Source organism: Xanthomonas sp. NCPPB 3959 (assembly GCF_056675575.1).
On record NZ_JBWWVR010000014.1, the window covers coordinates 1 to 21,460 of the forward strand.

The 21,460-nt window shown below is 64.1% G+C and carries 21 protein-coding genes; 13 read left to right on the plus strand and 8 right to left on the minus strand.

All coding sequences use genetic code 11. The annotated features are described in order from the left end of the window. Positions 1 to 273: hypothetical protein (locus AC1KVG_RS16220; protein ID WP_481095070.1), on the plus strand; the 273-nt coding region annotated here is incomplete at its 5' end. A 193-nt stretch (positions 274 to 466) separates the two neighbouring features. Here the strand turns inward: AC1KVG_RS16220 and putA are convergent. Next, positions 467 to 3,667 (minus strand): bifunctional proline dehydrogenase/L-glutamate gamma-semialdehyde dehydrogenase PutA, encoded by a 3,201-nt coding sequence (putA, locus tag AC1KVG_RS16225; protein WP_481095071.1) that lies wholly within the window; start codon positions 3,665 to 3,667, stop codon positions 467 to 469. 278 nt (positions 3,668 to 3,945) lie between these two features. On the opposite strand from putA, the gene AC1KVG_RS16230 reads away from it, so the two are divergent. The 6 genes from AC1KVG_RS16230 to AC1KVG_RS16255 are packed head-to-tail and all read left to right on the plus strand — an operon-like array spanning position 3,946 to position 8,698. Further along, positions 3,946 to 4,422: a DUF2244 domain-containing protein gene (locus tag AC1KVG_RS16230; protein ID WP_162498339.1), complete on the plus strand. Its 477-nt coding sequence runs from the start codon at positions 3,946 to 3,948 to the stop codon at positions 4,420 to 4,422. Positions 4,423 to 4,438: 16 nt separating this feature from the next. After that, a complete protein-coding gene (gene coxB, locus AC1KVG_RS16235; RefSeq protein WP_481095072.1) occupies positions 4,439 to 5,392 on the plus strand; it encodes a cytochrome c oxidase subunit II in 954 nt (317 codons plus the stop codon). A gap of 39 nt (positions 5,393 to 5,431) precedes the next feature. Beyond that, positions 5,432 to 7,036: a cytochrome c oxidase subunit I gene (ctaD, locus tag AC1KVG_RS16240; protein WP_481095073.1), complete on the plus strand. Its 1,605-nt coding sequence runs from the start codon at positions 5,432 to 5,434 to the stop codon at positions 7,034 to 7,036. Then, on the plus strand, positions 7,017 to 7,190 hold the full coding sequence (locus AC1KVG_RS16245; RefSeq protein ID WP_481095074.1) for a hypothetical protein: 174 nt from the start codon (positions 7,017 to 7,019) through the stop codon (positions 7,188 to 7,190). The genes ctaD and AC1KVG_RS16245 overlap by 20 nt, the downstream gene beginning before the upstream one ends. Positions 7,191 to 7,198: 8 nt before the next feature. Beyond that, complete coding sequence (locus AC1KVG_RS16250) at positions 7,199 to 7,783, plus strand: cytochrome c oxidase assembly protein (protein ID WP_481095138.1); 585 nt, start codon at positions 7,199 to 7,201, stop codon at positions 7,781 to 7,783. 39 nt (positions 7,784 to 7,822) lie between these two features. After that, positions 7,823 to 8,698: a cytochrome c oxidase subunit 3 gene (locus AC1KVG_RS16255; protein ID WP_233381233.1), complete on the plus strand. Its 876-nt coding sequence runs from the start codon at positions 7,823 to 7,825 to the stop codon at positions 8,696 to 8,698. A gap of 98 nt (positions 8,699 to 8,796) precedes the next feature. Here the strand turns inward: AC1KVG_RS16255 and AC1KVG_RS16260 are convergent, their stop codons facing one another. Beyond that, positions 8,797 to 9,015 carry a twin transmembrane helix small protein gene (locus AC1KVG_RS16260; RefSeq protein ID WP_006449736.1) on the minus strand — a complete coding sequence of 73 codons (219 nt, stop codon included), beginning with the start codon at positions 9,013 to 9,015 and terminating at the stop codon, positions 8,797 to 8,799. Positions 9,016 to 9,075: 60 nt separating this feature from the next. On the opposite strand from AC1KVG_RS16260, the gene AC1KVG_RS16265 reads away from it, so the two are divergent. Genes AC1KVG_RS16265 through cyoE form a run of 4 tightly spaced genes read left to right on the plus strand, consistent with a single transcriptional unit; the run spans position 9,076 to position 12,477 of the window. Further along, positions 9,076 to 9,801: an SURF1 family protein gene (locus AC1KVG_RS16265; RefSeq protein ID WP_481095075.1), complete on the plus strand. Its 726-nt coding sequence runs from the start codon at positions 9,076 to 9,078 to the stop codon at positions 9,799 to 9,801. A gap of 27 nt (positions 9,802 to 9,828) precedes the next feature. After that, the gene (locus AC1KVG_RS16270; protein ID WP_481095076.1) at positions 9,829 to 10,404 is read left to right on the plus strand and encodes a hypothetical protein; all 576 of its coding nucleotides are present in this window, start codon (positions 9,829 to 9,831) and stop codon (positions 10,402 to 10,404) included. A 10-nt stretch (positions 10,405 to 10,414) separates the two neighbouring features. Further along, a complete protein-coding gene (locus AC1KVG_RS16275) occupies positions 10,415 to 11,578 on the plus strand; it encodes a COX15/CtaA family protein (protein WP_023905443.1) in 1,164 nt (387 codons plus the stop codon). Positions 11,579 to 11,580: 2 nt separating this feature from the next. Beyond that, positions 11,581 to 12,477, plus strand: coding sequence for a heme o synthase (cyoE, locus tag AC1KVG_RS16280; protein WP_481095077.1), 897 nt, complete (start codon positions 11,581 to 11,583; stop codon positions 12,475 to 12,477). A gap of 209 nt (positions 12,478 to 12,686) precedes the next feature. Here cyoE and AC1KVG_RS16285 read toward each other — a convergent pair whose 3' ends face one another. From AC1KVG_RS16285 to rpsU, 6 genes are all read right to left on the minus strand, one after another. After that, the gene (locus tag AC1KVG_RS16285) at positions 12,687 to 14,267 is read right to left on the minus strand and encodes a thioredoxin family protein (RefSeq protein WP_481095078.1); all 1,581 of its coding nucleotides are present in this window, start codon (positions 14,265 to 14,267) and stop codon (positions 12,687 to 12,689) included. A 268-nt stretch (positions 14,268 to 14,535) separates the two neighbouring features. After that, positions 14,536 to 15,537: a bile acid:sodium symporter family protein gene (locus AC1KVG_RS16290; RefSeq protein ID WP_176339380.1), complete on the minus strand. Its 1,002-nt coding sequence runs from the start codon at positions 15,535 to 15,537 to the stop codon at positions 14,536 to 14,538. A 112-nt stretch (positions 15,538 to 15,649) separates the two neighbouring features. Further along, positions 15,650 to 17,398, minus strand: coding sequence for a DNA primase (gene dnaG, locus AC1KVG_RS16295; protein WP_481095079.1), 1,749 nt, complete (start codon positions 17,396 to 17,398; stop codon positions 15,650 to 15,652). A 130-nt stretch (positions 17,399 to 17,528) separates the two neighbouring features. Further along, the gene (locus AC1KVG_RS16300; RefSeq protein ID WP_074056523.1) at positions 17,529 to 18,476 is read right to left on the minus strand and encodes a YihY/virulence factor BrkB family protein; all 948 of its coding nucleotides are present in this window, start codon (positions 18,474 to 18,476) and stop codon (positions 17,529 to 17,531) included. A gap of 247 nt (positions 18,477 to 18,723) precedes the next feature. Further along, positions 18,724 to 19,170, minus strand: coding sequence for a GatB/YqeY domain-containing protein (locus AC1KVG_RS16305; protein WP_023905435.1), 447 nt, complete (start codon positions 19,168 to 19,170; stop codon positions 18,724 to 18,726). Positions 19,171 to 19,314: 144 nt separating this feature from the next. Next, positions 19,315 to 19,530 carry a 30S ribosomal protein S21 gene (rpsU, locus tag AC1KVG_RS16310; RefSeq protein WP_002808376.1) on the minus strand — a complete coding sequence of 72 codons (216 nt, stop codon included), beginning with the start codon at positions 19,528 to 19,530 and terminating at the stop codon, positions 19,315 to 19,317. Between the two features lie 280 nt (positions 19,531 to 19,810). Here rpsU and tsaD point away from each other — a divergent pair, with 280 nt between their 5' ends. After that, a complete protein-coding gene (tsaD, locus tag AC1KVG_RS16315) occupies positions 19,811 to 20,875 on the plus strand; it encodes a tRNA (adenosine(37)-N6)-threonylcarbamoyltransferase complex transferase subunit TsaD (protein WP_481095080.1) in 1,065 nt (354 codons plus the stop codon). Positions 20,876 to 20,953: 78 nt separating this feature from the next. Further along, positions 20,954 to 21,331 (plus strand): dihydroneopterin aldolase, encoded by a 378-nt coding sequence (gene folB / locus AC1KVG_RS16320; protein WP_481095081.1) that lies wholly within the window; start codon positions 20,954 to 20,956, stop codon positions 21,329 to 21,331. Positions 21,332 to 21,460 lie beyond the last annotated feature (129 nt).

The following is a 21,460-nucleotide window of genomic DNA, read 5'->3' on the forward strand; positions in this document are numbered from 1 at the left end:
AGCAACTGTGGGTATGCACCAAGGTGGAGTCATCGCTGTTCGCTCACCATATTGATCAATTCCGCTGCACCGCCGGATTGGCCAGTTGGAGAGATGCCAGTAGGCTTGGAAACCTCAGTGCTGGCGATACTGATTCATGCACTGATCGTGTTCTTCCGATCCATCTGCTGCCTTGATGTCTTAGATCACAGCGAATCCATCGCTGACGCAATCCAGCATCGCAAGTCAAAGTGTCGAGTTACGTTTTGCCGTTTCTGGCAAGGCATGGCTTGAGGATGAGATGACGCAACGCGCTCAAGGTGCCGATAGGAATATTGATCTGGCACAGGATTACTTTCGTGCGCCGCTTGAATGCTGAGTTGATTTAGCTGTGGCGGCTCATTGGCAAATCTGGATGCGACAAAAACCCCGCTATCGCGGGGTGTTTGTTTTCTGAGTGAGAGAACTACGCGTGCTGAGTCAGCTCTCAGTCGCCCAGTGTCAGCAACGATGCGTTACCGCCTGCAGCGGTTGTGTTGACAGTCACGACCTTCTCGGTCGCGAAGCGCAGCAGGTAATGCGGGCCGCCGGCTTTCGGGCCAGTGCCCGAGAGACCCTGGCCGCCGAAGGGTTGTACGCCGACGACGGCGCCGATTTGATTGCGGTTGACGTAGACATTGCCGACCGCAACGCGTGTGGTGATGCGGTCGATGGTCTCGTCGATACGCGAGTGCACACCTAGCGTCAGTCCATAACCGGTGGCGTTGATCTGGTCGATAACGGCATCGAGCTGGTCCGCTTTCCAGCGGATTACATGCAGCACCGGTCCGAAGATTTCGCGTTGCAGCTGCGTCAGCGAGGTCAGCTCATAGGCGCGCGGGGCGAAGAAGCTGCCATGCGCGGTTGTTGGATCCAGTGCCGTGCTGCCGATCAGGCGCGCTTCGCGATCCATGCGTGCTGCATGATCGTCGAGAATCTTGAGTGCATCTGCGTCGATTACCGGACCAACGTCGGTGGACAGTAGCGCAGGGTCGCCGATCTTCAGCTCGCCCATGGCACCAGCGAGCATGGTCATCACCTTGTCGGCGATGTCGTCCTGCACGAACAAGACGCGGGCGGCCGAGCAGCGTTGGCCGGCGGAAATGAAGGCGCTGGAGATCGCATCCTTGACGACGGCTTCGGGCAATGAGGAGGAGTCGGCGATGAAGGCGTTCTGGCCGCCGGTTTCGGCAATCAGCACACCGATCGCGGCGTCGCGTGCTGCCAGGGTGCGGTTGATGACCCGGGCGGTCTCCGTGGAGCCGGTGAAAGCGACGCCGGCCACGCGGGGGTCGTTCGTCAGCGCGGCGCCAACGGTCGCGCCATCGCCTGGCAGGAACTGCACGACAGCCTCGGGGATGCCGGCTTCTTGCAGCAGCTTCACTGCCGCGTAGCCGATCAGGTTGGTTTGCTCTGCCGGCTTGGCGATAACGCTGTTGCCGGCGGCCAGGGCGGCGGCGACCTGTCCCAGGAAAATGGCGAGCGGGAAGTTCCAGGGGCTGATGCAGACGAACACGCCGCGCCCATGCAACTGCAGCTCGTTGGATTCGCCAGTCGGCCCGGGCAGACGCTCGGGGGCGCCGAACTGGGCGCGTGCCTGGCCGGCGTAGTAGCGCAGAAAGTCGACTGCTTCGCGGACCTCGGCCACTGCGTCGGGCAGGGTCTTGCCGGCTTCCTTGACGCAGATCGCCATGAACTCTGGCATGCGCGCTTCGAGCAGGTCGGCTGCGTGTTCCAGGATGGTGGCGCGGCTGGCGGCGGGCGTGCGGTTCCAGGCGGGCTGCGCGGCGGCAGCGGACGCCAGCGCCTTCTGCACGGTTGCCGGATCGGCCGGCTGCCAATGGCCGACGGTTTCGCGTCGGTCTGCCGGGTTGAGTACTGCTTCGCTGGGCGTGCTGAGCACTGCGCCGGGCACCAGTGGGGTGGCCTTCCACGGTTTGATTGCGGCATTGAGTTGCTCGGCCAGTTGCCGCAGATCGTTGTCGTTGGCGAGATTGGCGCCCATGGAGTTTTTCCTGTGCTGGTTCTGGCTGCGCAACAGATCGGTCGGCAACGGAATCTTGGGATGCGGAATGGAGCTAAACGACGACACCGCTTCGACCGGATCGCGGATCAGGTCTTCGATGGCGACGTCCTCGTCGGTGATGCGATTGACGAAGCTGGAATTGGCGCCGTTTTCGAGCAAGCGACGCACCAGGTACGGCAGCAGGTCCTCGTGCGAGCCGACCGGCGCATAGACGCGACACGGCAACCCCAAGCGATCGGCTGGAATCACCTCGGCATACAGGTCATCGCCCATGCCGTGCAGCTTCTGGTGTTCGTAGTGCTTGCTCGTGGCGATCGCGCGCACGGCAGCGATGGTTTGCGCGTTGTGCGTGGCGAACATCGGATACAGCGCATCGCTGTGCGCGAACATGCGACGCGCGCAGGCCAGATACGACACGTCGGTGTTCTGCTTGCGCGTAAAGACCGGATAGCCAGGGTGGCCTTCGATCTGTGCGCGCTTGATCTCCGCATCCCAGTACGCGCCCTTGACCAGACGCACGGGAATCCGACGACCGACACGGCGCGCAAGATCGGCCAGAAAGTCGATCGTGTAGGGCGTGCGCTTTTGATACGCCTGTACCGCCAAACCGTAGCCTTCCCAGCCATCCAATGATGGGTCGGAGAACGTGGCCTCGATGATGTCCAGCGACAGTTCCAGACGGTCGGCTTCTTCGGCATCGACGGTGTAGCCGATGCCGTAGGACTTGGCCAGCTGCGCAAGCTCCAGTACGCCCGGTACGAGCTCAGCCATCACGCGTGCGCGCTTGGCGTGCTCGTAGCGCGGATACAGTGCCGATAGCTTGATCGAGATACTGGGCGCTGCAAACACATCGGTGCCGACGAAACTGCCGCTGCGGCCGATCGCGTGGATGGCATCGCGATACGCCTGCAGATAGCGCTGCGCATCCTTCATGGTCAACGCGCCTTCGCCGAGCATGTCGAACGAATAGCGATAATCGGCGTTGTCGCCCTTGCGCGAGCGCGACAGCGCTTCACCAATGGTACGTCCCATGACGAACTGGTGGCCCATGATCTTCATCGCCTGGCGCACGGCCAGACGGATCACCGGTTCGCCAACGCGGCCGATCAGCCGCTTGAACGCGCCCGGCACGTCGGCGCGGGTGAGGTCGTTGAGTTGCACCAACTTGCCGGTGAGCATCAGGCCCCAGGTCGATGCGTTGACCAGCACCGAGTCGCTGCCGCCGACGTGCTTTTTCCAGTCCGCATCGCCGAGCTTGTCGCGGATCAGCTTGTCTGCGGTGTCCTGGTCGGGAATGCGCAACAGCGCTTCGGCCACGCACATCAGCAGCACACCTTCCTCGCTGCCCAGGTCGTATTGGCGCATGAAGGCTTCGATCGCGCCCTGGTCCTGCGCACGTGCGCGTACACGGGTGACCAGGTCGGCGGCGACCGCCTGCACCTTGGCCTGTTCGGCGGCGGGCAGGCGGGCCTGGTCGAGCAGTTCGCGCACGTGCTCGGCTTCGTCCTTGAGCCAGGCGGCGGTGATGGCGGCGCGCAATGCACCGGGTGCGGCAGGCAGCTCGGGCGCCAACAGCGGGCGCGCAACTGGGTTGGAGGCAAGCGGGTCGAGCTGAGCGTTCATGCGAAAGATGCCTGGGGATCCGCGCTCATTCTAGAGAGCGGAAGTACCTGCGCACTTGTGTGGAAGCGGCAACTTTTCCGCCGTTTTGTGCATGTCGCCATCGCACGTGCAAGCGGACTCGATCGTTGCCGGCTGCAGCCGCCTGCATCGGGGAAGTGATTGATTTACGCGCATTTTTAGCTGCACTGCAGCAATTGAATGATTGCCGGAAACGCTTGCCGCATGCGTTCGCGCGGGTCTACCATCGGGTTATTCCCGCAGTGCGCTGCGTGTTGCCAATGATCGAAGTGCTGCCGTTGATGTCCGAAGGGGTTGGGACGCAGGTGCGGTTGCGGCCTCCGCGGGCACTGTCTGCCAGGCAATTCGTGCAGTTGTTCGCAGTGTTGGCGGGAACGATGTGGTTGTTTGCAGGCCTGGGGTGGTGGACCGGCAATGCGTTCGCGCCGGTGTTCGCCCTGTTGCACAGTGGTGTGGTGGCGCTGGCGCTACGGCAGTTGTGGCGAAGTGGCGAGCGCGAAGAAGCGATCCGGGTGGGGGACGCCGTTGTCGAGGTGTTTCCGTCCGGGCATGCGCCACCAGCGTTTCAGGCTCATCCGCACTGGGTGCGGTTATCCATGGAACGCGACGACAGGGTGTTGCTGATAAGCAGCGGCAGGCAGATCGAGATCGGAAGTTTTCTCGGGCCGGCCGAACGTGTGGAACTGGCAACTACGCTGAAACGCTTGCTCGCGGCCGCCAATGGCCGTCACCGATGACGTAAGGGTCTAGGCAATGACGCAACGCAGCAGCTGGAAGTCGATATATACGAAAGTGAGCCTGGCAATGACGGCGCTGCTGAGCGCACAAGGGGCCTGGGCGCAATCGGCCGACCCGAAGGAATGGCAGCTCAACATGGGCCGCGGGGTCACGCAGACCGCGCGCATGGCCTATGAGGCGCACATGGTGGCGCTGTGGGTGTGCGTGGTGATCGGCGCGCTGGTGTTCGGTGCGATGGGCTATGCGATCTTCAAGTTCCGCAAGTCCAAGGGCGCGGTGGCGGCGCAATTCAGCCATAACACCACGGCCGAAGTGCTGTGGACGGTGATTCCGGTGCTGGTGCTGATTGCGATGGCCTGGCCGGCAACGGCCAAGCTGATTGCGATGTACGACACCCGCGAGTCGGAAATGACCGTCAAGGTCACTGGCTACCAGTGGATGTGGAAATACGAGTATCTGGGTCAGGGCGTGGAATTCACCAGCCGGCTGGCGCGCGAATCCGACCGCATCCGCCAGAGTGGCGAGCGTCCGACCGCTGCATCGCAACCGCATTATCTGTTGGACGTGGACAACCGCCTGGTGCTGCCGGTCGGCACCAAGATCCGTTTCGTGATCACCGCCGATGACGTGATTCATGCGTGGTGGGTGCCGGCGTTGGGCTGGAAGCAGGACGCGATCCCCGGCATCGTCAACGAGGCATGGACCAACATCGAGCAGCCGGGCGTGTATCGCGGGCAGTGCGCCGAGTTGTGCGGCAAGGATCATGGCTTCATGCCGATTGTGGTGGAGGCGTTGCCCAAGGCCGAATTCCAGCGCTGGCTGGCGGCGCGTCGCAGTGCAAGCGCAACACCTGCTGCTGCTCCGGCAAGCGCACCTGCACCGGCTTCCGCACCTGCAGCAGCGCCTGCCGGGGAGGCCGCTCCCGCCGCCGCGCCTGTTCCAGCCGCCGCACCGACAGCCGCTCTTTAATCGCTCGCAACCGCACCGCTTGATAGAGGTCGTTCCGTCATGGCGCATACCGCAGTCGATCACCACGGACACCACCAGCCCGGTTTCGTCGAGCGCTGGTTTTTCTCGACCAATCACAAGGACATCGGCACGCTGTATCTGCTGTTTTCCTTCGTGATGTTCATCATCGGCGCAGCGATGAGCGTGGTGATTCGCGCTGAATTGATGCAGCCCGGGTTGCAGTTCGTCAAACCCGAATTCTTCAACCAGATGACCACCGTGCATGCACTGGTGATGATCTTCGGTGGCGTGATGCCGGCTTTCGTCGGCCTGGCCAACTGGATGATTCCGCTGCAGATCGGCGCGCCGGACATGGCGCTGCCGCGCATGAACAACTGGTCGTTCTGGCTGCTGCCGGTCGCGTTCACCTTGCTGTTGCTGACGCTGTTTCTGCCCGGCGGTGCGCCGGCCGGTGGCTGGACGCTGTATCCGCCGCTGTCGTTGCAGGGTGGCTACAACGTGGCCTTCAGCGTATTTGCGATCCATGTCGCCGGCGTCAGTTCGATCATGGGCGCGATCAACATCATCGCCACCGTGCTCAACATGCGTGCACCCGGCATCGATCTGTTGAAGATGCCGATCTTCTGCTGGGCCTGGCTGATCACCGCGTTCCTGCTGATCGCAGTGATGCCGGTGCTGGCCGGTGCGGTGACCATGTTGCTGACCGACAAGTTCTTCGGCACCAGCTTCTTCAATGCGGCTGGCGGCGGCGACCCGGTGATGTACCAGCACATCTTCTGGTTCTTCGGGCATCCGGAGGTCTACATCATGATCCTGCCGGCGTTCGGCGTGGTCAGCGAGATCATCCCGACCTTCAGCCGCAAGCCGCTGTTCGGCTATCAGGCGATGGTCTATGCGATCGCGGCGATCGCATTCTTAAGCTTTATCGTGTGGGCGCACCACATGTTCACCGTGGGCATGCCGCTGGGTGGCGAAATCTACTTCATGTTCGCCACGATGCTGATCTCCATCCCGACCGGGGTGAAGGTGTTCAACTGGGTCAGCACGATGTGGAAGGGGTCGCTGACCTTCGAATCGCCAATGCTGTGGGCGGTGGCATTCGTGATTCTCTTCAGCATCGGTGGGTTCTCGGGCCTGATGCTGGCGATCGTGCCGGCGGACTTCCAGTATCACGACACCTATTTTGTGGTCGCGCATTTCCATTATGTGTTGGTCACCGGCGCGGTATTCGCGTTGATTGCGGCAGTGTATTACTGGTGGCCGAAGTGGACCGGGCGCATGTACAACGAGGCCTGGGCCAAGTTCCACTTCTGGTGGACGATGATCTTCGTCAATCTGCTGTTCTTCCCGCAGCACTTTCTCGGCCTGGCCGGCATGCCGCGGCGGATTCCCGATTACAACGTGGTGTTCGCAGACTGGAACCTGATCAGCTCGATCGGCGCCTTCGGCATGTTCGCCACCCCGTTCCTGATGGCCGGCATTCTGTTTGCTTCGCTGCGCAATGGCGCAAAGGCCGAGGCGCGCGCCTGGGAAGGCGCAAAGGGGTTGGAGTGGACGGTGCCATCGCCCGCACCTGCGCATACCTTCACCGTGCCGCCGGTGATCAAGCCCGGAGATCTTGCGCATGAAGACATCGGTCACTGAGTCCGCGCCGCTGCCGGCCGTGGCACGTCTGCTCTCCGCTGCCGAACGGCAGGCGCAACAGCGCCGCGCCGTGCGCCGCACCGCGATCACGGTCGGCATCATCGCAGTGCTGATCTACGCGGGTTTCATCGCCTCGGGAGTCATCGGGCGTTGAGTACCCACGTGCCCGCGCCTGCACCGACTGCCGGCTTGTTCAAGCTGCTGGGCGTGGTGTTGGGTGTGTTTGTGCTGACGTTTTCGTTGGTGCCGCTGTACCGCATCGCCTGCGAGAAAGTGTTCGGAATTCGCATGGAGCGCGCGCCTGGCAGCACGCATGCGAGTGCGGGTGCGATCGCTGCAGGCGGCAAACGCACGGTGCGGGTGGAGTTCGATGCCGGGGTCAATTCCAAACTGCCGTGGACCTTTCATCCCGAGCAGATGACGATGGATGTGGTGCCGGGCGAACTCAACGAAGCCTTGTATTTCGCTCGCAACGACAGCGTGCGTGCGGTGGTCGGCAGTGCGGTGCCATCGGTCGCGCCGGCACGTGCGTCCGGATACTTCAACAAGACCGAGTGTTTCTGTTTTACCGCGCAGACCTTGCAGGCCGGCGAAACGCGCGACATGCCGCTGCGTTTCATCGTCGACCCTGCGTTGCCGCCGGAAGTCACCACGATCACCTTGTCCTACACGTTCTATCGCAACGACACCCTGACCTCGGAGTTGCAAGGCGGCGGCGCATCCAGCGCGCCGCGTGCGGCGCCGTAATCCTTTCTCCACACGCAGTACCGACACGGAAGCAACGCCATGGCCGACCACAGTCCCAATGCCGACGCGTATTTCGTCCCGAGCCATAGCAAGTGGCCGTTTGTCGGGTCGATTGCGATGTTCGTGATGATGATTGGCGTGGCCAGCTGGCTCAACGATGCGGCATGGGGACGTTGGACGTTCTTCGCTGGCGTTGCGATGTTGCTGGCGACCTTGTTCATGTGGTTTGGCGATGTCATCCGCGAATCCAATGCCGGGCACTACAACCGCCAGGTGGATGGGTCCTTCCGCATGGGGATGGTGTGGTTCATCTTTTCCGAGGTGATGTTCTTCTGCGCCTTCTTCGGTGCGTTGTTCTATACGCGTGTGCTGACGCTGCCCTGGCTGGGCGGCGAAGGCGATGGTGTAATGACCAACGAGCTGCTGTGGAATGGGTACTCCGCCGCGTGGCCGACCAACGGCCCGGGCACGATCGGCGGGCAGTTCCAGACCATCCCGGCGTGGGGCCTGCCGCTGATCAATACGTTGATCCTGCTCAGCTCTGGCGTGACCTTGACCATCGCGCATCATGCGCTCAAGGGCGGGCGGCGCGGCGCGCTGCTGGTGTGGCTCGGGTTGACCGTGCTGCTGGGTTGCGTGTTTTTGTTCCTGCAGGCGGAGGAATACATCCACGCTTACACCGAGCTCAATCTGACGCTTGGCTCCGGCATCTACGGCTCCACGTTCTTCATGCTCACCGGCTTCCACGGCATGCACGTGTTGCTGGGCACCATCATGTTGGCGGTGATGTGGCTGCGCGTGGCGCGCGGGCACTTCACCCGCGACAACCATTTCGCCTTTGAAGCGGCCGCGTGGTACTGGCACTTTGTCGACGTGGTGTGGCTGGCGCTATTCCTGTTCGTGTATGTACTTTGAGGGCGGGGATTCGGGAGTCGGGATTGGAATTTCGCAAGAGCGGTCCGCTTTTGCTATTACGAATCCCCAATGCCGAATCCCCAATCCCATCGGCCGCGTCAGCGGCCGAGCCCATGCGGCTTGATCCAGCCGGTGTAGATACCGAGGATCACCACCGCGATCAGCGCGACCGACAGACCGATGCGCCAGGTGAGTGCGTTGACGGTGCGCTTGGTCTCGCCGCGATCGGTGAGCAGGTAATAGAGACCTGCGCCCAGGTTCCATAGGATCACGATCAGGAAAGCGACAATCAGCAGCGTCTTGAGCGAATCGTTCACAACAGCCCCGGTGGTCGTCGGCGTGGTAACGGCATTGCACGCCTTTTTGCGTCGCTTGTCATGATGCGCAAGCACACGGCGGTGTTGGGTTGGTGTCTGGCGTTGCTGGTCAGCGCTGGTTTTGCGGCACTTGGGTATTGGCAGCTGCAGCGCATGCACAGCAAGCAAGCGTTGCTGGAACGCGCTGCGCATGTGCGCGAGATGCCGTTGACCTTGGTGCAAGCGTTAGCCACGCCGCATGCGCTGGCATGGGTGAGCGGAGACGTGCGTTTTCTGCCGCAGCAGGTGTTGCTGGACAACCAACTGCATGCAGGGCGCGCCGGTGTGCGCGTTTATCAACTTGCCGCGCCACAAGGCAGCGCAGGCACGCTACTGATCGATCTGGGCTGGCTGCCGTTGCCGGCCAATCGGCAGTTACCGACGATCACGCCACTGCACGGGACCCAGGCAGTGCAGGGGTTGTTGAGTGGGCCGCCATCGGCCGGACTTGCGATGGGGCCGGCATTGGCCCCCGCCGGTACGCCGCAGACCTGGCTGGCCACACGCCTGGATGCGCCGGCCCTGCGCAGTGCGTTTGGCAGGCGCGACATTTCGTCGCAGGTCTTGCGGCTGGATCCCGCCCTACCGGTTGGTTACGCACGCGATCTGGAGATGCTGCCGAACACGCTGCCACCCGCGCGGCACTTGGGTTATGCGGTGCAATGGTTCGGTCTGGCCGCAGCGGTATTGGTCACCGCGACGTTGTTGACTTGGCGTGCGCGTCGCCGCCGTCGACGCGGGCACTGACGCCTGCGGCATGAGAAAATCGCCGGCATGACCTCATCCACATCGGCCACGCTGCATTCGGTCAAACGCGGCCGCAGGATGCTGATTGCCCTGGCGGTGCTGTTCTTCGGCTCGATGTTGCTGGCCGGCGTGCTGCGCTTCTCCGGATGGCAGCCGGCATCGATGCGCAATCACGGCGAACTGCTCAAGCCGCCCGCCGACCTGCGCGCGTTGGTGCCGCTGCGCGCAGACGGGCAGCCGTATGCATGGACGCCTGCCGAACGCGTATGGCGCATCGCGCTCGCACCGCCCGCCAGTTGCACGCAGCAGTGCGTGACGCTGGCAGCCGAACTGGACAAGGTATGGCAGTTGCTCGGGCATCGTGCCGACAAGGTGGAGGTGTTGTGGGTTGGTACCCCGCCGGCCGGTCTGCCGCCGATGCCGGCCCTGCGTGTGCTGCGCGACGACGCGCGGCTGCGGAAGGCGTTACCGAGTGCCAACGATGCCGCCGGCGTGCCGGTGTATGTGATCGACCCCAACGGCTTCGTGATCCTGCGGTATGCCCCAGGGTTCGACCCGGCCGGCCTGCGCGCCGATCTGGTCAAGCTGCTGAAACTGATGTGAGCCCGTTTCGATGAATCTGTTTGCGCCACCGGCGTTGTTCCGCCACTTCCACCGCATGGCCTGGCTGGCGGCGTTGTTCACTGCGAGCACGATTTTGTTCGGGTCGTTCGTGCGCCTGTCCGATGCCGGCATGAGCTGCCCGGACTGGCCGACCTGCTACGGCCGCGTCACCTGGCCGCAGACCAGCGACGAAGCCAACACGCATGTGGCCAGCAAGATCCGTCCGTTGGAGTCGCACAAGGCCTGGCGTGAGCAGGTGCACCGCTTCCTGGCCGGCGCGCTCGGGGTGGAAGTGCTGGTGCTGTCGTTGCTGGCGGTGCGCCGCAGACGCATGGGCATTGCCCAGGTGGTGACTGCGGCGGTGCTGGTGGCGTTGTCGATCCCGCTGTACATGTCCGGCTGGCACACGCTGGCGTCCGGGGTGGCGATCGCGGGCGAAGCCATCCTGCTGCTGGCCGCGCTGCGCTGGAGCAATATCGATCTGGCGCGCGCGGCGGTGCTGACGCTGGCGGTGGTGATCTTCCAGGCGCTGCTGGGCATGTGGACGGTGACGCTGCTGCTCAAGCCGATTGTGGTGATGGGCCATCTGCTCGGCGGCATGCTGATGTTCTCGCTGCTGGTGTGGATGGCCTGGCGCGCGACGCATCTGCCGATCACGCTGGCCGACGCCTCGCGGCTGAAATGGCTGCTGCGCCTGGGCGTGGCGGTGCTGGGCCTGCAGATCGCGCTGGGCGGTTGGGTCAGTGCCAACTACGCGGCGCTGGCCTGCGGCGGCGGTAGCTGGTCGGCCGACAATTTCCCGCGTTGCGTGAGCCAATGGTGGCCGCCACACGACTTCCGCGAGGGCTTCACACTGTGGCGCGGGATCGGGGTGGATTACGAAGGCGGTGTGCTCGATGGCGCGGCGCGTATCGCGATCCAGATGGCGCACCGGTTGTGGGCGATTGCGACAGCGCTGTATCTGTGGTGGCTGGCCTGGCGCCTGTCGCGCTCGCCGGGCATGCGCGTGTGGGCCGGTGCGCTGGCGGTGCTGGTGGCGGTGCAGGTGACGCTGGGCATGCTCAACGTCAAGCTGGCGTTGCCGCTGGAAGTGTCGGTACTGCACAACGGCGGGGCGGTGGCATTGTTGTTCGTGCTGGTCTCGCTGCTGGCGCGGCTGCGCGCGCCGGAGTGAACATGGCTGTCAGCGCACGCGATTACTGGGATCTGACCAAACCCAAGGTGGTGGCACTGATCGTGTTCACCGCGTTGGTGGGCATGTTCCTGGCCATCCCTGATGTGCCGACGTGGCTGCAGGTGCGCACCGGTGCGTTGGGCTTTCTGGGCATCTGGCTGGCGGCATCGGCGGCGGCGGCGATCAATCAATTGCTCGATGCCAAGATCGATGCACAGATGGCGCGCACCTCTTGGCGCCCGCTGGTGGTGGGCAAGGTGCGGCCTTGGCAGGTGCTGCTGTTCGCCAGCGTGCTGATCGTGATTTCCATGACCATTCTGGTGGTCTGGGTGAATGTCATCACGGCGGTGCTGACCTTCGCTTCGTTGATCGGTTATGCAGTGATCTACACCGTGTACCTGAAGCGTGCGACCTCGCAGAACATCGTGATCGGCGGGCTGGCCGGCGCCACGCCGCCGATGCTGGGCTGGGCTGCAGTGACCGGTTTACCGACCACCGCCGACTGGATCAATGCCTCGCTGCTGGTGCTGATCATCTTCATCTGGACGCCGCCGCATTTCTGGGCGTTGGCGATCTTCCGTCGCGCCGATTACGCCAAGGCGGCGATCCCGATGTTGCCGGTGACCCACGGCGTGCCGCATACGCGCAGGCAGATCCTGGTGTACACGGTGCTGCTGGCGATCGTGACCCTGCTTCCCGTGGCGGTGGGCATGAGCGGGGTGTTCTATCTGGGCGGCGCGCTGGTGCTCAACGTGGTGTTTCTCTGGTACGCCTGGCGCATGCTCGACCCGCCGGACGAACTGTTCTCGATGAAGATGTTCGGGTATTCCATCGTGTATCTGATGGCGCTGTTCGCGTTCCTGATGGTGGATCACTTGGTGCTGCCGTGGGTCCGCTAGCGGCAGCGACAGGCAGCTGACGCCAGGAGCGGATGACAAAGCTGCTGGGCGGCCGCCGATGGCTGCGGCCAGTGCTCGGACGCGGCATGTACCAGTCGTACACGCAGGTCCCGAGCACGTTCAACATTCATTGGCCAACCGCCAACCGCGCACTACGCTCTGTCAGCCGCGCCAAGTCGCCGCGCAACTGCCTGCACGGTTGCGCAGGCTCAGCTCAGCCAGTTGGCGCACTCGCTGGTGTTCTTGCTGCCGCAGCTGGTCTGCATCTTCTGCTGAAGTCGTGTCAGCACCGCATTGCCTTGCTGGTGATGCTGCTTGCCCCAAGTCTTGAGTGCAGCGCCCAGCGTGGCGAAGCGCTGCCGGGTGCGTTGACGGTAACCGTCGGGTTGCCCGGCCAGCTCGCCGATCACCTGCGTTGCAGCTGCTTCGATGCCGGCGGTGTCGTCGGGGCTGAGCCGGATCAGGCCATCCACATACATCACGCCCCACTGCACCCGGGTGGCAGGACCTTGCGCACCCTCGTAGGCTTTCTTGAGCCAGGACAGCGCGGTCTTTTTATCGCCGCGTTGTTCGGCCAGATCGGCCAGTTCGGGCATGTAGTAGTACGGTGTCTTGCTGCGTGCCAATTCGGCCAGCAGCAGCTGCTCGGCGCCACTGCCATCGCCTACCTCGCTCAGTAGCGCCGCGGCGGTGCTGATGGTGGATTGGCGCTCTTCGTCGGTCTTGGCGGTGTCGGTGGCCCATTGCACGCGTTGCTGCACGGTATCGACCACGGTTTTGGGGAGTGGTGGTTGCGGGCCTTTCGCTTCGGTTTCGGTGGGCTGGCCCTGCGCCAGGCGTGCCAGCTGGATCTGTGCGTAGGCAGTGCCCAGCCGGTCGGCGATCGGCAGCGCGGTGTCGGCGTAGACCTTGTCCAATGCCAGATTCAGTGCGTTGGACAAGGTGGCGCGCTCGCCGGCATCGCTGCTGGCAGCGGCGACCAGACGCGCGGGGACGTAGGTCAGCGTGCCGAGATTGGCGCGTACTTCTGCCGGATCGGCCAGCACCGATTCCAGCAGGGTGCGAGCAGCCGGAGTCGGGGCGGGAGGCTCCTTGGCCGCCGCAATCGCTGCCAGCGCGAAGCTGCGTCGCAGGGCCGGCTGCGGGGCCGATTTGGACAGGCGCGTAAGCACATCGACCGCCTCATCGGGTTTGACAAGCCGATCGTCGGTGCCCCAGGCGTAATTGCCGAGCACGGCCCAGTCGTCCGCGCTGAGTTGCTGCGGGGTCTGCAATGCGGTGTCGAGCAGTTGCTTGGCGGTGCTGGTGCTCTTGGCTGCCACGCGCAGCACATCGGCCAGACGCGCGTTGTCGGCGTCGCCGGCCAGGCGGGTGATCTCGCTGCGATCCGGGCGCAGCACGATGATGGTCGGGTAGCCCTTGATGCCGAAGCGCTCGCCCCAGGCCTGCGCGCCTTCGGAATCGCCATCCAGGTGCACCGCCACGAATTGCTGGGTGCGGGCAATGAAGGCCGGGTCCTTGAACAAGGTGGCCTTCAGACGATTGCACGGCGGGCACCAGGCCGCGCCCCAGTACAGCAGGATCGGTTTGCCGCTTTCCTTGGCCTCGACAAACGCGTCTTCCACATCGCCCTCGCGCCAGGCGATGCTGGACGCTGGGGCAGGCGTGGCCGTTGCCTTGGTCTGCACGGGTGCCGATGGCGTCGCGGGCTTGTCGCAGGCGGTCAGGGTGGCGAGTACCGCCAGCAGCACGATCAAGGACGGGGAAGGGCGTCGGAACGACAGCGTCATGGCAATCACCGATTGGGGGCGGCAGGGGGACGATCAAGCACTCTAGCGAGCTGTGCCTTGCCAACCATGCGACAGCTCATGACGCTTGTCCATTTGCTTAGAACCCGCTCCGAGCTGCAATGCGAAGTGCCATCACGTGGAGCGTAGTGGCTTGGCGTTTGCCGGCAGATGCAACCCGCCGACAGCAAGCAGGCACCTGCAGGCCACGCAGCGCGGGTCGCGCCTGCGCGTAAGCGATCAGACCACCCCAGTGCAGTGATTGTCTCGCTCAGTGACCACCGGCACCGGCTTGCGGCTCGCTCGGTGCGGTACGTGCATAACGTGCGGCCACGAACGCGCAGACGATCAGCTGCAGCTGGTGGTACAGCATGATCGGCAACACGATCGCACCGAGGCCGCCGCCAGCGAACATCACCTTGGCCATCGGCACGCCGGTGGCCAGGCTCTTCTTGGAGCCGCAGAAGACAATTGCGATCTCGTCGGCGCGGTTGAAGCGCAGGCGGCGCGCGATGAAGGTGATCGAGAGCATCGCAACGGCCAGCAACAGCGCGGCCGCACCGAGTACGGCGAGCAGGGCCGGCAACGGCGTCTTCTGCCACAGCCCTTCGTTCACCGACGCGCTGAAGGCGGTGTAGACCACCAGCAGGATGGTGCCCTGGTCGGTGTAACGCAGCACCGCGCGATGCCGTTCGACCCAGCCGCCGATCCACGGACGCAGGAAATGCCCGGCCAGGAACGGCACCAGCAACTGCAGCATGATCTTGCCGATCGCCTCGGCCGGGTGCGCCATCGCGCCTTGGCTGCCGACCAACAGACCCATCAACAATGGCGTCAGAAACACGCCCAACAGGCTGGAAAGCGAGGCGGCACAGACCGCCGCCGGCACGTTGCCGCGCGCCATGGAGGTGAAGGCGATCGACGATTGCACCGTGGATGGCAGCGCGCACAAAAACAACAGGCCGACATACAGCTCCGGTGTCAGCGCCAGATGCGCGAGCGGTTTGGACAACACCCCGAGCAGCGGAAACAGCACGAAGGTGCAGGTCAGGATCACCAGATGCAGGCGCCAATGCAGCGCGCCGGCCTTGACGGCCTCACGCGACAACCGCGCGCCGTGCAGGAAGAACAACGCGGCGATCGCCACATCGGTGACATCGTCCATGATCGCAGCAGCCGTGCCGTAGACCGGCAGAAACGAGGCGAGCGTGACCGTGCACAGCAGCGCGAGGGTGAATGGATCAATGCGCAACCGCGCCAGCAGCTTCTTCATCGAGGTCCCGGAGAGTGCGCGCTCAGGCGCGTGGTGCGCGTCATTCTACGATGCACGGTGGCCTGGGCAGCGCGCACAACAACCTGGCCTTCCTTGATAGCGGCAACCCGCCCTACAACGCAGCGAGCGCCTTGAACAGCTCGCGCAGCTCGTATTTGTCGGTGTCGTCCAGACCCTGCGCGCGCTGCTTGTCCTGTAGTTCGTCCAGGCGCTGACGCAGCAATTGCTTGTCCAGTTGCGCCACCACGTCGTGCAACTCCATCGCCCAACTGTGTTCGTCGCCGGGCAAGACCTGTGCGGCCAGTTTCTGCAGCGCGGCCTGTTCTTCGCGTTCGGCGAAGTGCTCCAGCAGGGCGCCGGTGCTGATTTCCGGGCGTTGCCGCACCAGCGCCAGCAGCTCCATCAACAGGTCGATGCCGGGCAGGCGCAGGCCGGAAAAGTCGTGATCGCCTTCCAGGCTCATCGCCAGCGACGGCTGTTGCAGCAGGATCGCAATCGAGGCGCGCACCAGGCTGCGTTTTTGTGCGGGCGCGCCCATGCGTGCGGGCGGCCGCCCTTGTGGCATGGACGTTTGCGTGGAGGTGCTGGCGCCCACACCGGTCAGGCGCGACAGTTCCTGCCTCATCAGATCGCCGAACGCGCCTTCGGGAATCTGCGCCAGCATCGGCTTGGCGCGTTCGGCCAGCCGGGCCTTGCCATCGAGCGTGTGCAGATTGATCTCGCGCGACATCTCGTCGAAGAAGAACTGCGACAGCGGCGTGGCCTGTTTCAGCCGCTGATCGAAGGCCTGCGCGCCTTCCTTGCGCACGATGGTGTCCGGGTCTTCGCCATCGGGCAGAAACAGAAAAAACGCCTGGCGGCCGTCCTTCATGCGCGGCAGCACCGATTCCAGCGCGCGCCACCCGGCCTTGCGGCCGGCATTGTCGCCGTCGAAACAGAAATACACATCCGGTGCGTTGCGAAACAGTAGTTCGGCATGTTCGGGTGTGGTTGCCGTGCCCAGCGTGGCCACCGCCTGGGTGACGCCGAACTGGAACAGCGAGACCACGTCCATGTAGCCCTCCACCACGATCAGCCGCTCGATCTTCTGATTGGCCTGGCGCACCTGCCACAGGCCGTACAACTCGCGGCCTTTGTGGAACAGCGCGGTTTCCGGCGAATTGAGGTACTTCGGGCCGGGGTCGCGGCCATCGGCCGGCGCGCCCATGATGCGTCCGCCGAAGGCGATCACGCGGCCGCGGCGGTCGAAGATCGGGAACATCACCCGGTCACGGAACTTGTCGTAGACGTGGCCGCGATCGTTCTTGGAAAACAGGCCGGCGCGTTCGAGCACGCTCATGCGGCGCGCATCGGTGCCCAGGGTGTCCTTCAATGCGCTGTAGCCATCGGGCGCGTAGCCGATCTGGAAGCGCGCGCGGTTGTCGGCATCCACGCCGCGTCCGTTCAGATAGTCGCGGGCGCGCTCGCTGCCCTCGAGCTGACGCTGGAAGAACTGCGTTGCCGCTTCCAGTGCCGAATACAACTCGCGGCTGTCGTCCTGCTGCTGCGGCGTGCGCTGCTGGGTCTCGCGTGGGATCTCCATGCCGGCGCGCTTGGCCAGCTCGTCGACCGCATCGAGAAATTCGAGGCGGTCGTAATTCATCAGAAAACTAATTGCGGTGCCGTGCGCGCCGCAGCCGAAGCAGTGATAGAACTGCTTGGTCGGCGAGACCGTGAACGAGGCCGAGCGCTCGTCATGGAACGGGCAGCGCGCCGAATATTCCTTGCCCTGACGCTTGAGCGGCACGCGACCGCCCACCACCTCGACGATGTCGGTGCGTGCGAGCAGTTCGTCGATGAATGCGTCGGGGATGCGGGCCATCCCGCTAGGATATCCCAGCCGCTGGCGCTCGCCGGCTTCAGCGAACGAAGGCCCTTAGAGAGCGAATGCCCTCAGTGCGCGACTGTGTGCAGCCTTGCCACACACACGGCACAAGCCGCGCCGGGCGCAATCAACTGCGTGCTGGCGTTTCCGGCTGCGGCGTGACGCTCGGTTCGTCGACCGCCGGCGGCAGGTTGTCCGTATCCACCCCGGCCTCGCGCAGCTTGCGGTGCGAGCGCACGCGCTCGTCGATCACGGCGGTCAGCAAGGCGCCGACGAAGAACACCACCGAGGCGTAGTACATCCACACCAGCAGGATCACCAAGGTGCCCATCGAGCCATACGCGCTGCCGGGTGCCGCCTTGGCGATGTACAGGCCGATGCCGTAGCGCCCCAGTGCAAACAACAACGCGGTGATGACGCCGCCGACAAAGGCCTGCCGCCAGTTGACGGTACGGTCGGGCAGATAGCGATACAGAAAGGCGAAGGCGAGCGAATACAGCGCCAGGGTGGTGACATACCCGATCGCCGGCAGCACCGACGGCAGGCGTGCGAACACTACCTGCAGCGCGGTGGTCGCGATCATCGACACGATCAACAAGAAGCCCAGCGCCAGGATCACGCCGAACGAGAACACGCGCTTCTTCAGCCATGCCACGACGCCTTCCAGACGCTCCTTGTCGGTGCGAAAGATCAGGTTTAATGCGTTCTGCAACTGCGCAAACACCGCGGTGGCGCCGATGAACAGCAACAGCGTGCTCCACAGGCCGGCCAGCGAGCCCACGCCGGGTTGATCGGTGGCATTGCGGATCACCGTGTCGGCGACTTCCGCTGCGCTACCGCCGGCCAGTTGCGCAATCTGCTGCACCAAGGCTTCCTGCGCAGGCGGATACAGCGATGCAGTCAGCCACAGCAGCAACACCAGCAGCGGTGCCAGCGACAGCAAGGCGTAGAACGACAGCGACGCGGCCTGCGTCATCACGTCGATCTCGAGAAAGCGATTGAGCAGTGCCATCGGCAGGCTGCGTTGCAGGCGGCCCAGATGCTTCTGCAGGTGTTCGGTTGAGAGCTTCGTCACCGGCGGGGGAAATCCTTGGGCATACCGTGATGCGTGCAGGGGTTAGAGGACGAAACCGGTATGCGGAATGCTTCGCCCGCGCCTGCATTGGCGGACCTGTTCTAACAGGGCCGAATCGAAGGTCTGGTGAAAGCGGGCGCTGGATGTCGCGCGATGTGGTGCGCACGATGCGGCACCGAGATCCCTGCTTGCGCGGAGATCTGTATTGCCCTGGCAATCAAGCACAGGGCAATGCGCAAGGCAGACTTCAGCCTGCCAGACTCTTCTTGACCAGGGCCGAGACCAGGCCCATGTCGGCCTGACCGGCCAGCTTGGGCTTGAGCGCGCCCATCAGCTTGCCGATGTCGGCGGGGCTGCTGGCACCGGTTTCTGTAATCGCAGCCTGGATGGCGGCGACGATCTCGGCTTCGCCCATCTTGGCCGGCAAATAGCGCTCGATCACCACGATCTCCTCGCGCTCGATCTGCGCCAGGTCTTCGCGCGCGGCGGCTTCGAACTGGGTGACCGAGTCCTTGCGTTGCTTGACCATCTTGTCGAGCACGGCGATCACGGCCGCATCGTCCATCTCGATGCGCTCGTCCACTTCCTTCTGCTTGATCGCGGCATTGATCAGCCGGATCACGCCCAGGCTGTGCTTGTCGCCGGATTTCATGGCGGCTTTCATGTCATCGGTGAGCTGCTGCTTGAGGGGCATGCGGTGACTCCTGAGGTTGCGTGTTGAAAAAGACCAATACAAAAAGCCGGCGACGCTTGCGCGTGCCGGCTCTTGGGTTCGATCCCGATGAGCCGCGCCTTCAGCGCATGCCCACCGGCAGGGAACCGCGTTCGACGCGTTCGATCAGTACAAGCGCTGGCGCTTGGTGACGTCGCGCGAGGAACGACGCAACTGGCGCTTCACAGCAGCGGCAGCCTTGCGCTTGCGCTCCTGGGTCGGCTTTTCATAGAACTCGCGCTTGCGGGTTTCGGCCAGCACGCCGGCCTTTTCGCAGGTGCGCTTGAAACGGCGGAGCGCAAATTCGAAGGGCTCGTTCTCGCGGACTTTAACGCTGGGCATGGGTTCTCCAGATAATGGGATTTCCGTCCGGGAGCCCCGGGCGGGTGCGAGCGGACTCGCGTGACGGAATTTCCGGGTTGCCCCGGCGAGCCGCGCATTATAACGACTTGCCAACGACCTGCAAGCCCCCTGCAAGATTTGCTTCTGCAGGCCTATGAACGCATGGGTTTGGGCCCGATCCGGCAGCGATCACACGGCGGCGCAGCATATCGCCCCTGGCCGATCTGCGCAGCGCAAAAGCTGCGAAAATAGGCCGCATGTGCCTGTCTACCGAGTTGCCGTGAAAGTTCTTGGGATCGAATCATCCTGTGATGAGACCGGCGTGGCGGTCTACGACACCGCGCTGTCCGGCGTGCCGGCACTACGCGCGCATGCGGTCTACAGCCAGATTGCGCTGCATGCCGAATACGGCGGGGTGGTGCCGGAACTGGCCAGCCGCGACCACGTGCGCAAGTTGCTGCCGCTGATCCGCCAGACCCTGGGCGAGGCCGGGTTGCGCATCGACGAACTCGATGGCGTGGCCTATACCGCAGGCCCGGGCCTGGTGGGCGCACTCCTTGTAGGTGCCGGTGTGGCGCGCTCGCTGGCCTGGGCGCTGGACGTGCCGGCGATCGGTGTGCATCACATGGAAGGTCATCTGCTGGCGCCGTTGATGGAAGACGACCCGCCGCAGCCGCCGTTCGTGGCGCTGCTGGTCTCTGGCGGCCACACCCAACTGGTGTCGGTCAAGGCGCTGGGGTGTTACGAAGTGCTCGGCGAAACGCTGGACGATGCAGCCGGCGAGGCCTTCGACAAGACCGCCAAGATGATGGGCCTGCCGTATCCGGGCGGCCCGCAGCTCGCTGCCCTGGCCGAAACCGGCACATCGGGACGCTATAAATTCTCGCGACCGATGACCGACCGGCCCGGCCTGGATTTCAGTTTCAGCGGGCTCAAGACCCAGGTGCTGCTGGCCTGGCGCGGCAGCGACCAGTCCGACACCACGCGCGCGGACATCGCACGCGGGTTCGAGGATGCGGTGGTGGAGACGCTGGCGATCAAGTGCCTGCGCGCGCTGGACGCGGCCGATTGCAACACGCTGGTGGTGGCCGGTGGCGTGGGCGCCAACAAGCGCCTGCGCGCGCGGCTGCAGGAGGCGGCGCAGCGGCGCGGCGGCCGCGTGTGCTTCCCACGCCCGGCCCTGTGCACCGATAACGGCGCGATGATCGCCTTCGCCGGTGCGCTGCGGCTGGAGGCCGGCGAGCGCGCCGATGCGGCGGTGCATGTGACGCCGCGCTGGGATATGGCTGGGCTGCCGCCACTCGTGGCGGCGCGGGATTCGGGAGTTGGGATTGGGGATTCGTAAAAGCCCGTTCCTTCGCTTGATGTGTTCCGCTCTTGCCAATCCCCAATCCCCAATCCCCAATCCCCAATCACGGCTCCCATGGACAAAGTTTTTATCGAAGGCCTGGAAATCGATGCGCTGATCGGCATCTACGACTGGGAGCGGCGCATCCGCCAGACGCTGCGGTTCGATCTGGAGATGGGGTTCGACAACCGCATTCCGGCGGCCAGCGACGACATTGCCGACACGCTGAACTACAAGGCGGTGAGCAAGCGGCTGATCGAGTTCGTGCAGGCCTCTGAGTTCGGGCTGGTGGAAACGCTGGCCGAACGCTGTGCGGCGATCGTGCTGGACGAGTTTGGGGTGCACTGGCTGCGGCTGAAGCTGAGCAAGCCGGGTGCGGTGCGCGGGGCGCAGGCGGTGGGGGTGATCATCGAGCGCACGCGCGTTTCTGCTGACGTGCCACCTTCTCTATAGGGTGTATCCGCTCCCTGGCCTTACAGTAGCGCTCGGTCTTGTCGTCGGCTGGGCCGTCTAGAGGTTCTGGGCGCCCACCGATGGCAGGTATTGAACGGTTGCGGTGGCGCTGGAGCGACTGCAAGGCAG

Bases quoted from the DNA above. Each gene is read 5' to 3' on its own strand.
- rpsU (WP_002808376.1), bottom strand. From the start codon at position 19,530: ATGCCCAGCGTTAAAGTCCGCGAGAACGAGCCCTTCGAATTTGCGCTC.
- AC1KVG_RS16245 (WP_481095074.1), top strand. From the start codon at position 7,017: ATGAAGACATCGGTCACTGAGTCCGCGCCGCTGCCGGCCGTGGCACGT.
- AC1KVG_RS16265 (WP_481095075.1), top strand. From the start codon at position 9,076: ATGATGCGCAAGCACACGGCGGTGTTGGGTTGGTGTCTGGCGTTGCTG.
- coxB (WP_481095072.1), top strand. From the start codon at position 4,439: ATGACGCAACGCAGCAGCTGGAAGTCGATATATACGAAAGTGAGCCTG.
- putA (WP_481095071.1), bottom strand. From the start codon at position 3,667: ATGAACGCTCAGCTCGACCCGCTTGCCTCCAACCCAGTTGCGCGCCCG.
- cyoE (WP_481095077.1), top strand. From the start codon at position 11,581: ATGGCTGTCAGCGCACGCGATTACTGGGATCTGACCAAACCCAAGGTG.
- AC1KVG_RS16270 (WP_481095076.1), top strand. From the start codon at position 9,829: ATGACCTCATCCACATCGGCCACGCTGCATTCGGTCAAACGCGGCCGC.
- AC1KVG_RS16290 (WP_176339380.1), bottom strand. From the start codon at position 15,537: ATGAAGAAGCTGCTGGCGCGGTTGCGCATTGATCCATTCACCCTCGCG.
- dnaG (WP_481095079.1), bottom strand. From the start codon at position 17,398: ATGGCCCGCATCCCCGACGCATTCATCGACGAACTGCTCGCACGCACC.
- AC1KVG_RS16285 (WP_481095078.1), bottom strand. From the start codon at position 14,267: ATGACGCTGTCGTTCCGACGCCCTTCCCCGTCCTTGATCGTGCTGCTG.
- AC1KVG_RS16230 (WP_162498339.1), top strand. From the start codon at position 3,946: ATGATCGAAGTGCTGCCGTTGATGTCCGAAGGGGTTGGGACGCAGGTG.
- AC1KVG_RS16305 (WP_023905435.1), bottom strand. From the start codon at position 19,170: ATGCCCCTCAAGCAGCAGCTCACCGATGACATGAAAGCCGCCATGAAA.
- AC1KVG_RS16255 (WP_233381233.1), top strand. From the start codon at position 7,823: ATGGCCGACCACAGTCCCAATGCCGACGCGTATTTCGTCCCGAGCCAT.
- folB (WP_481095081.1), top strand. From the start codon at position 20,954: ATGGACAAAGTTTTTATCGAAGGCCTGGAAATCGATGCGCTGATCGGC.
- ctaD (WP_481095073.1), top strand. From the start codon at position 5,432: ATGGCGCATACCGCAGTCGATCACCACGGACACCACCAGCCCGGTTTC.
- AC1KVG_RS16275 (WP_023905443.1), top strand. From the start codon at position 10,415: ATGAATCTGTTTGCGCCACCGGCGTTGTTCCGCCACTTCCACCGCATG.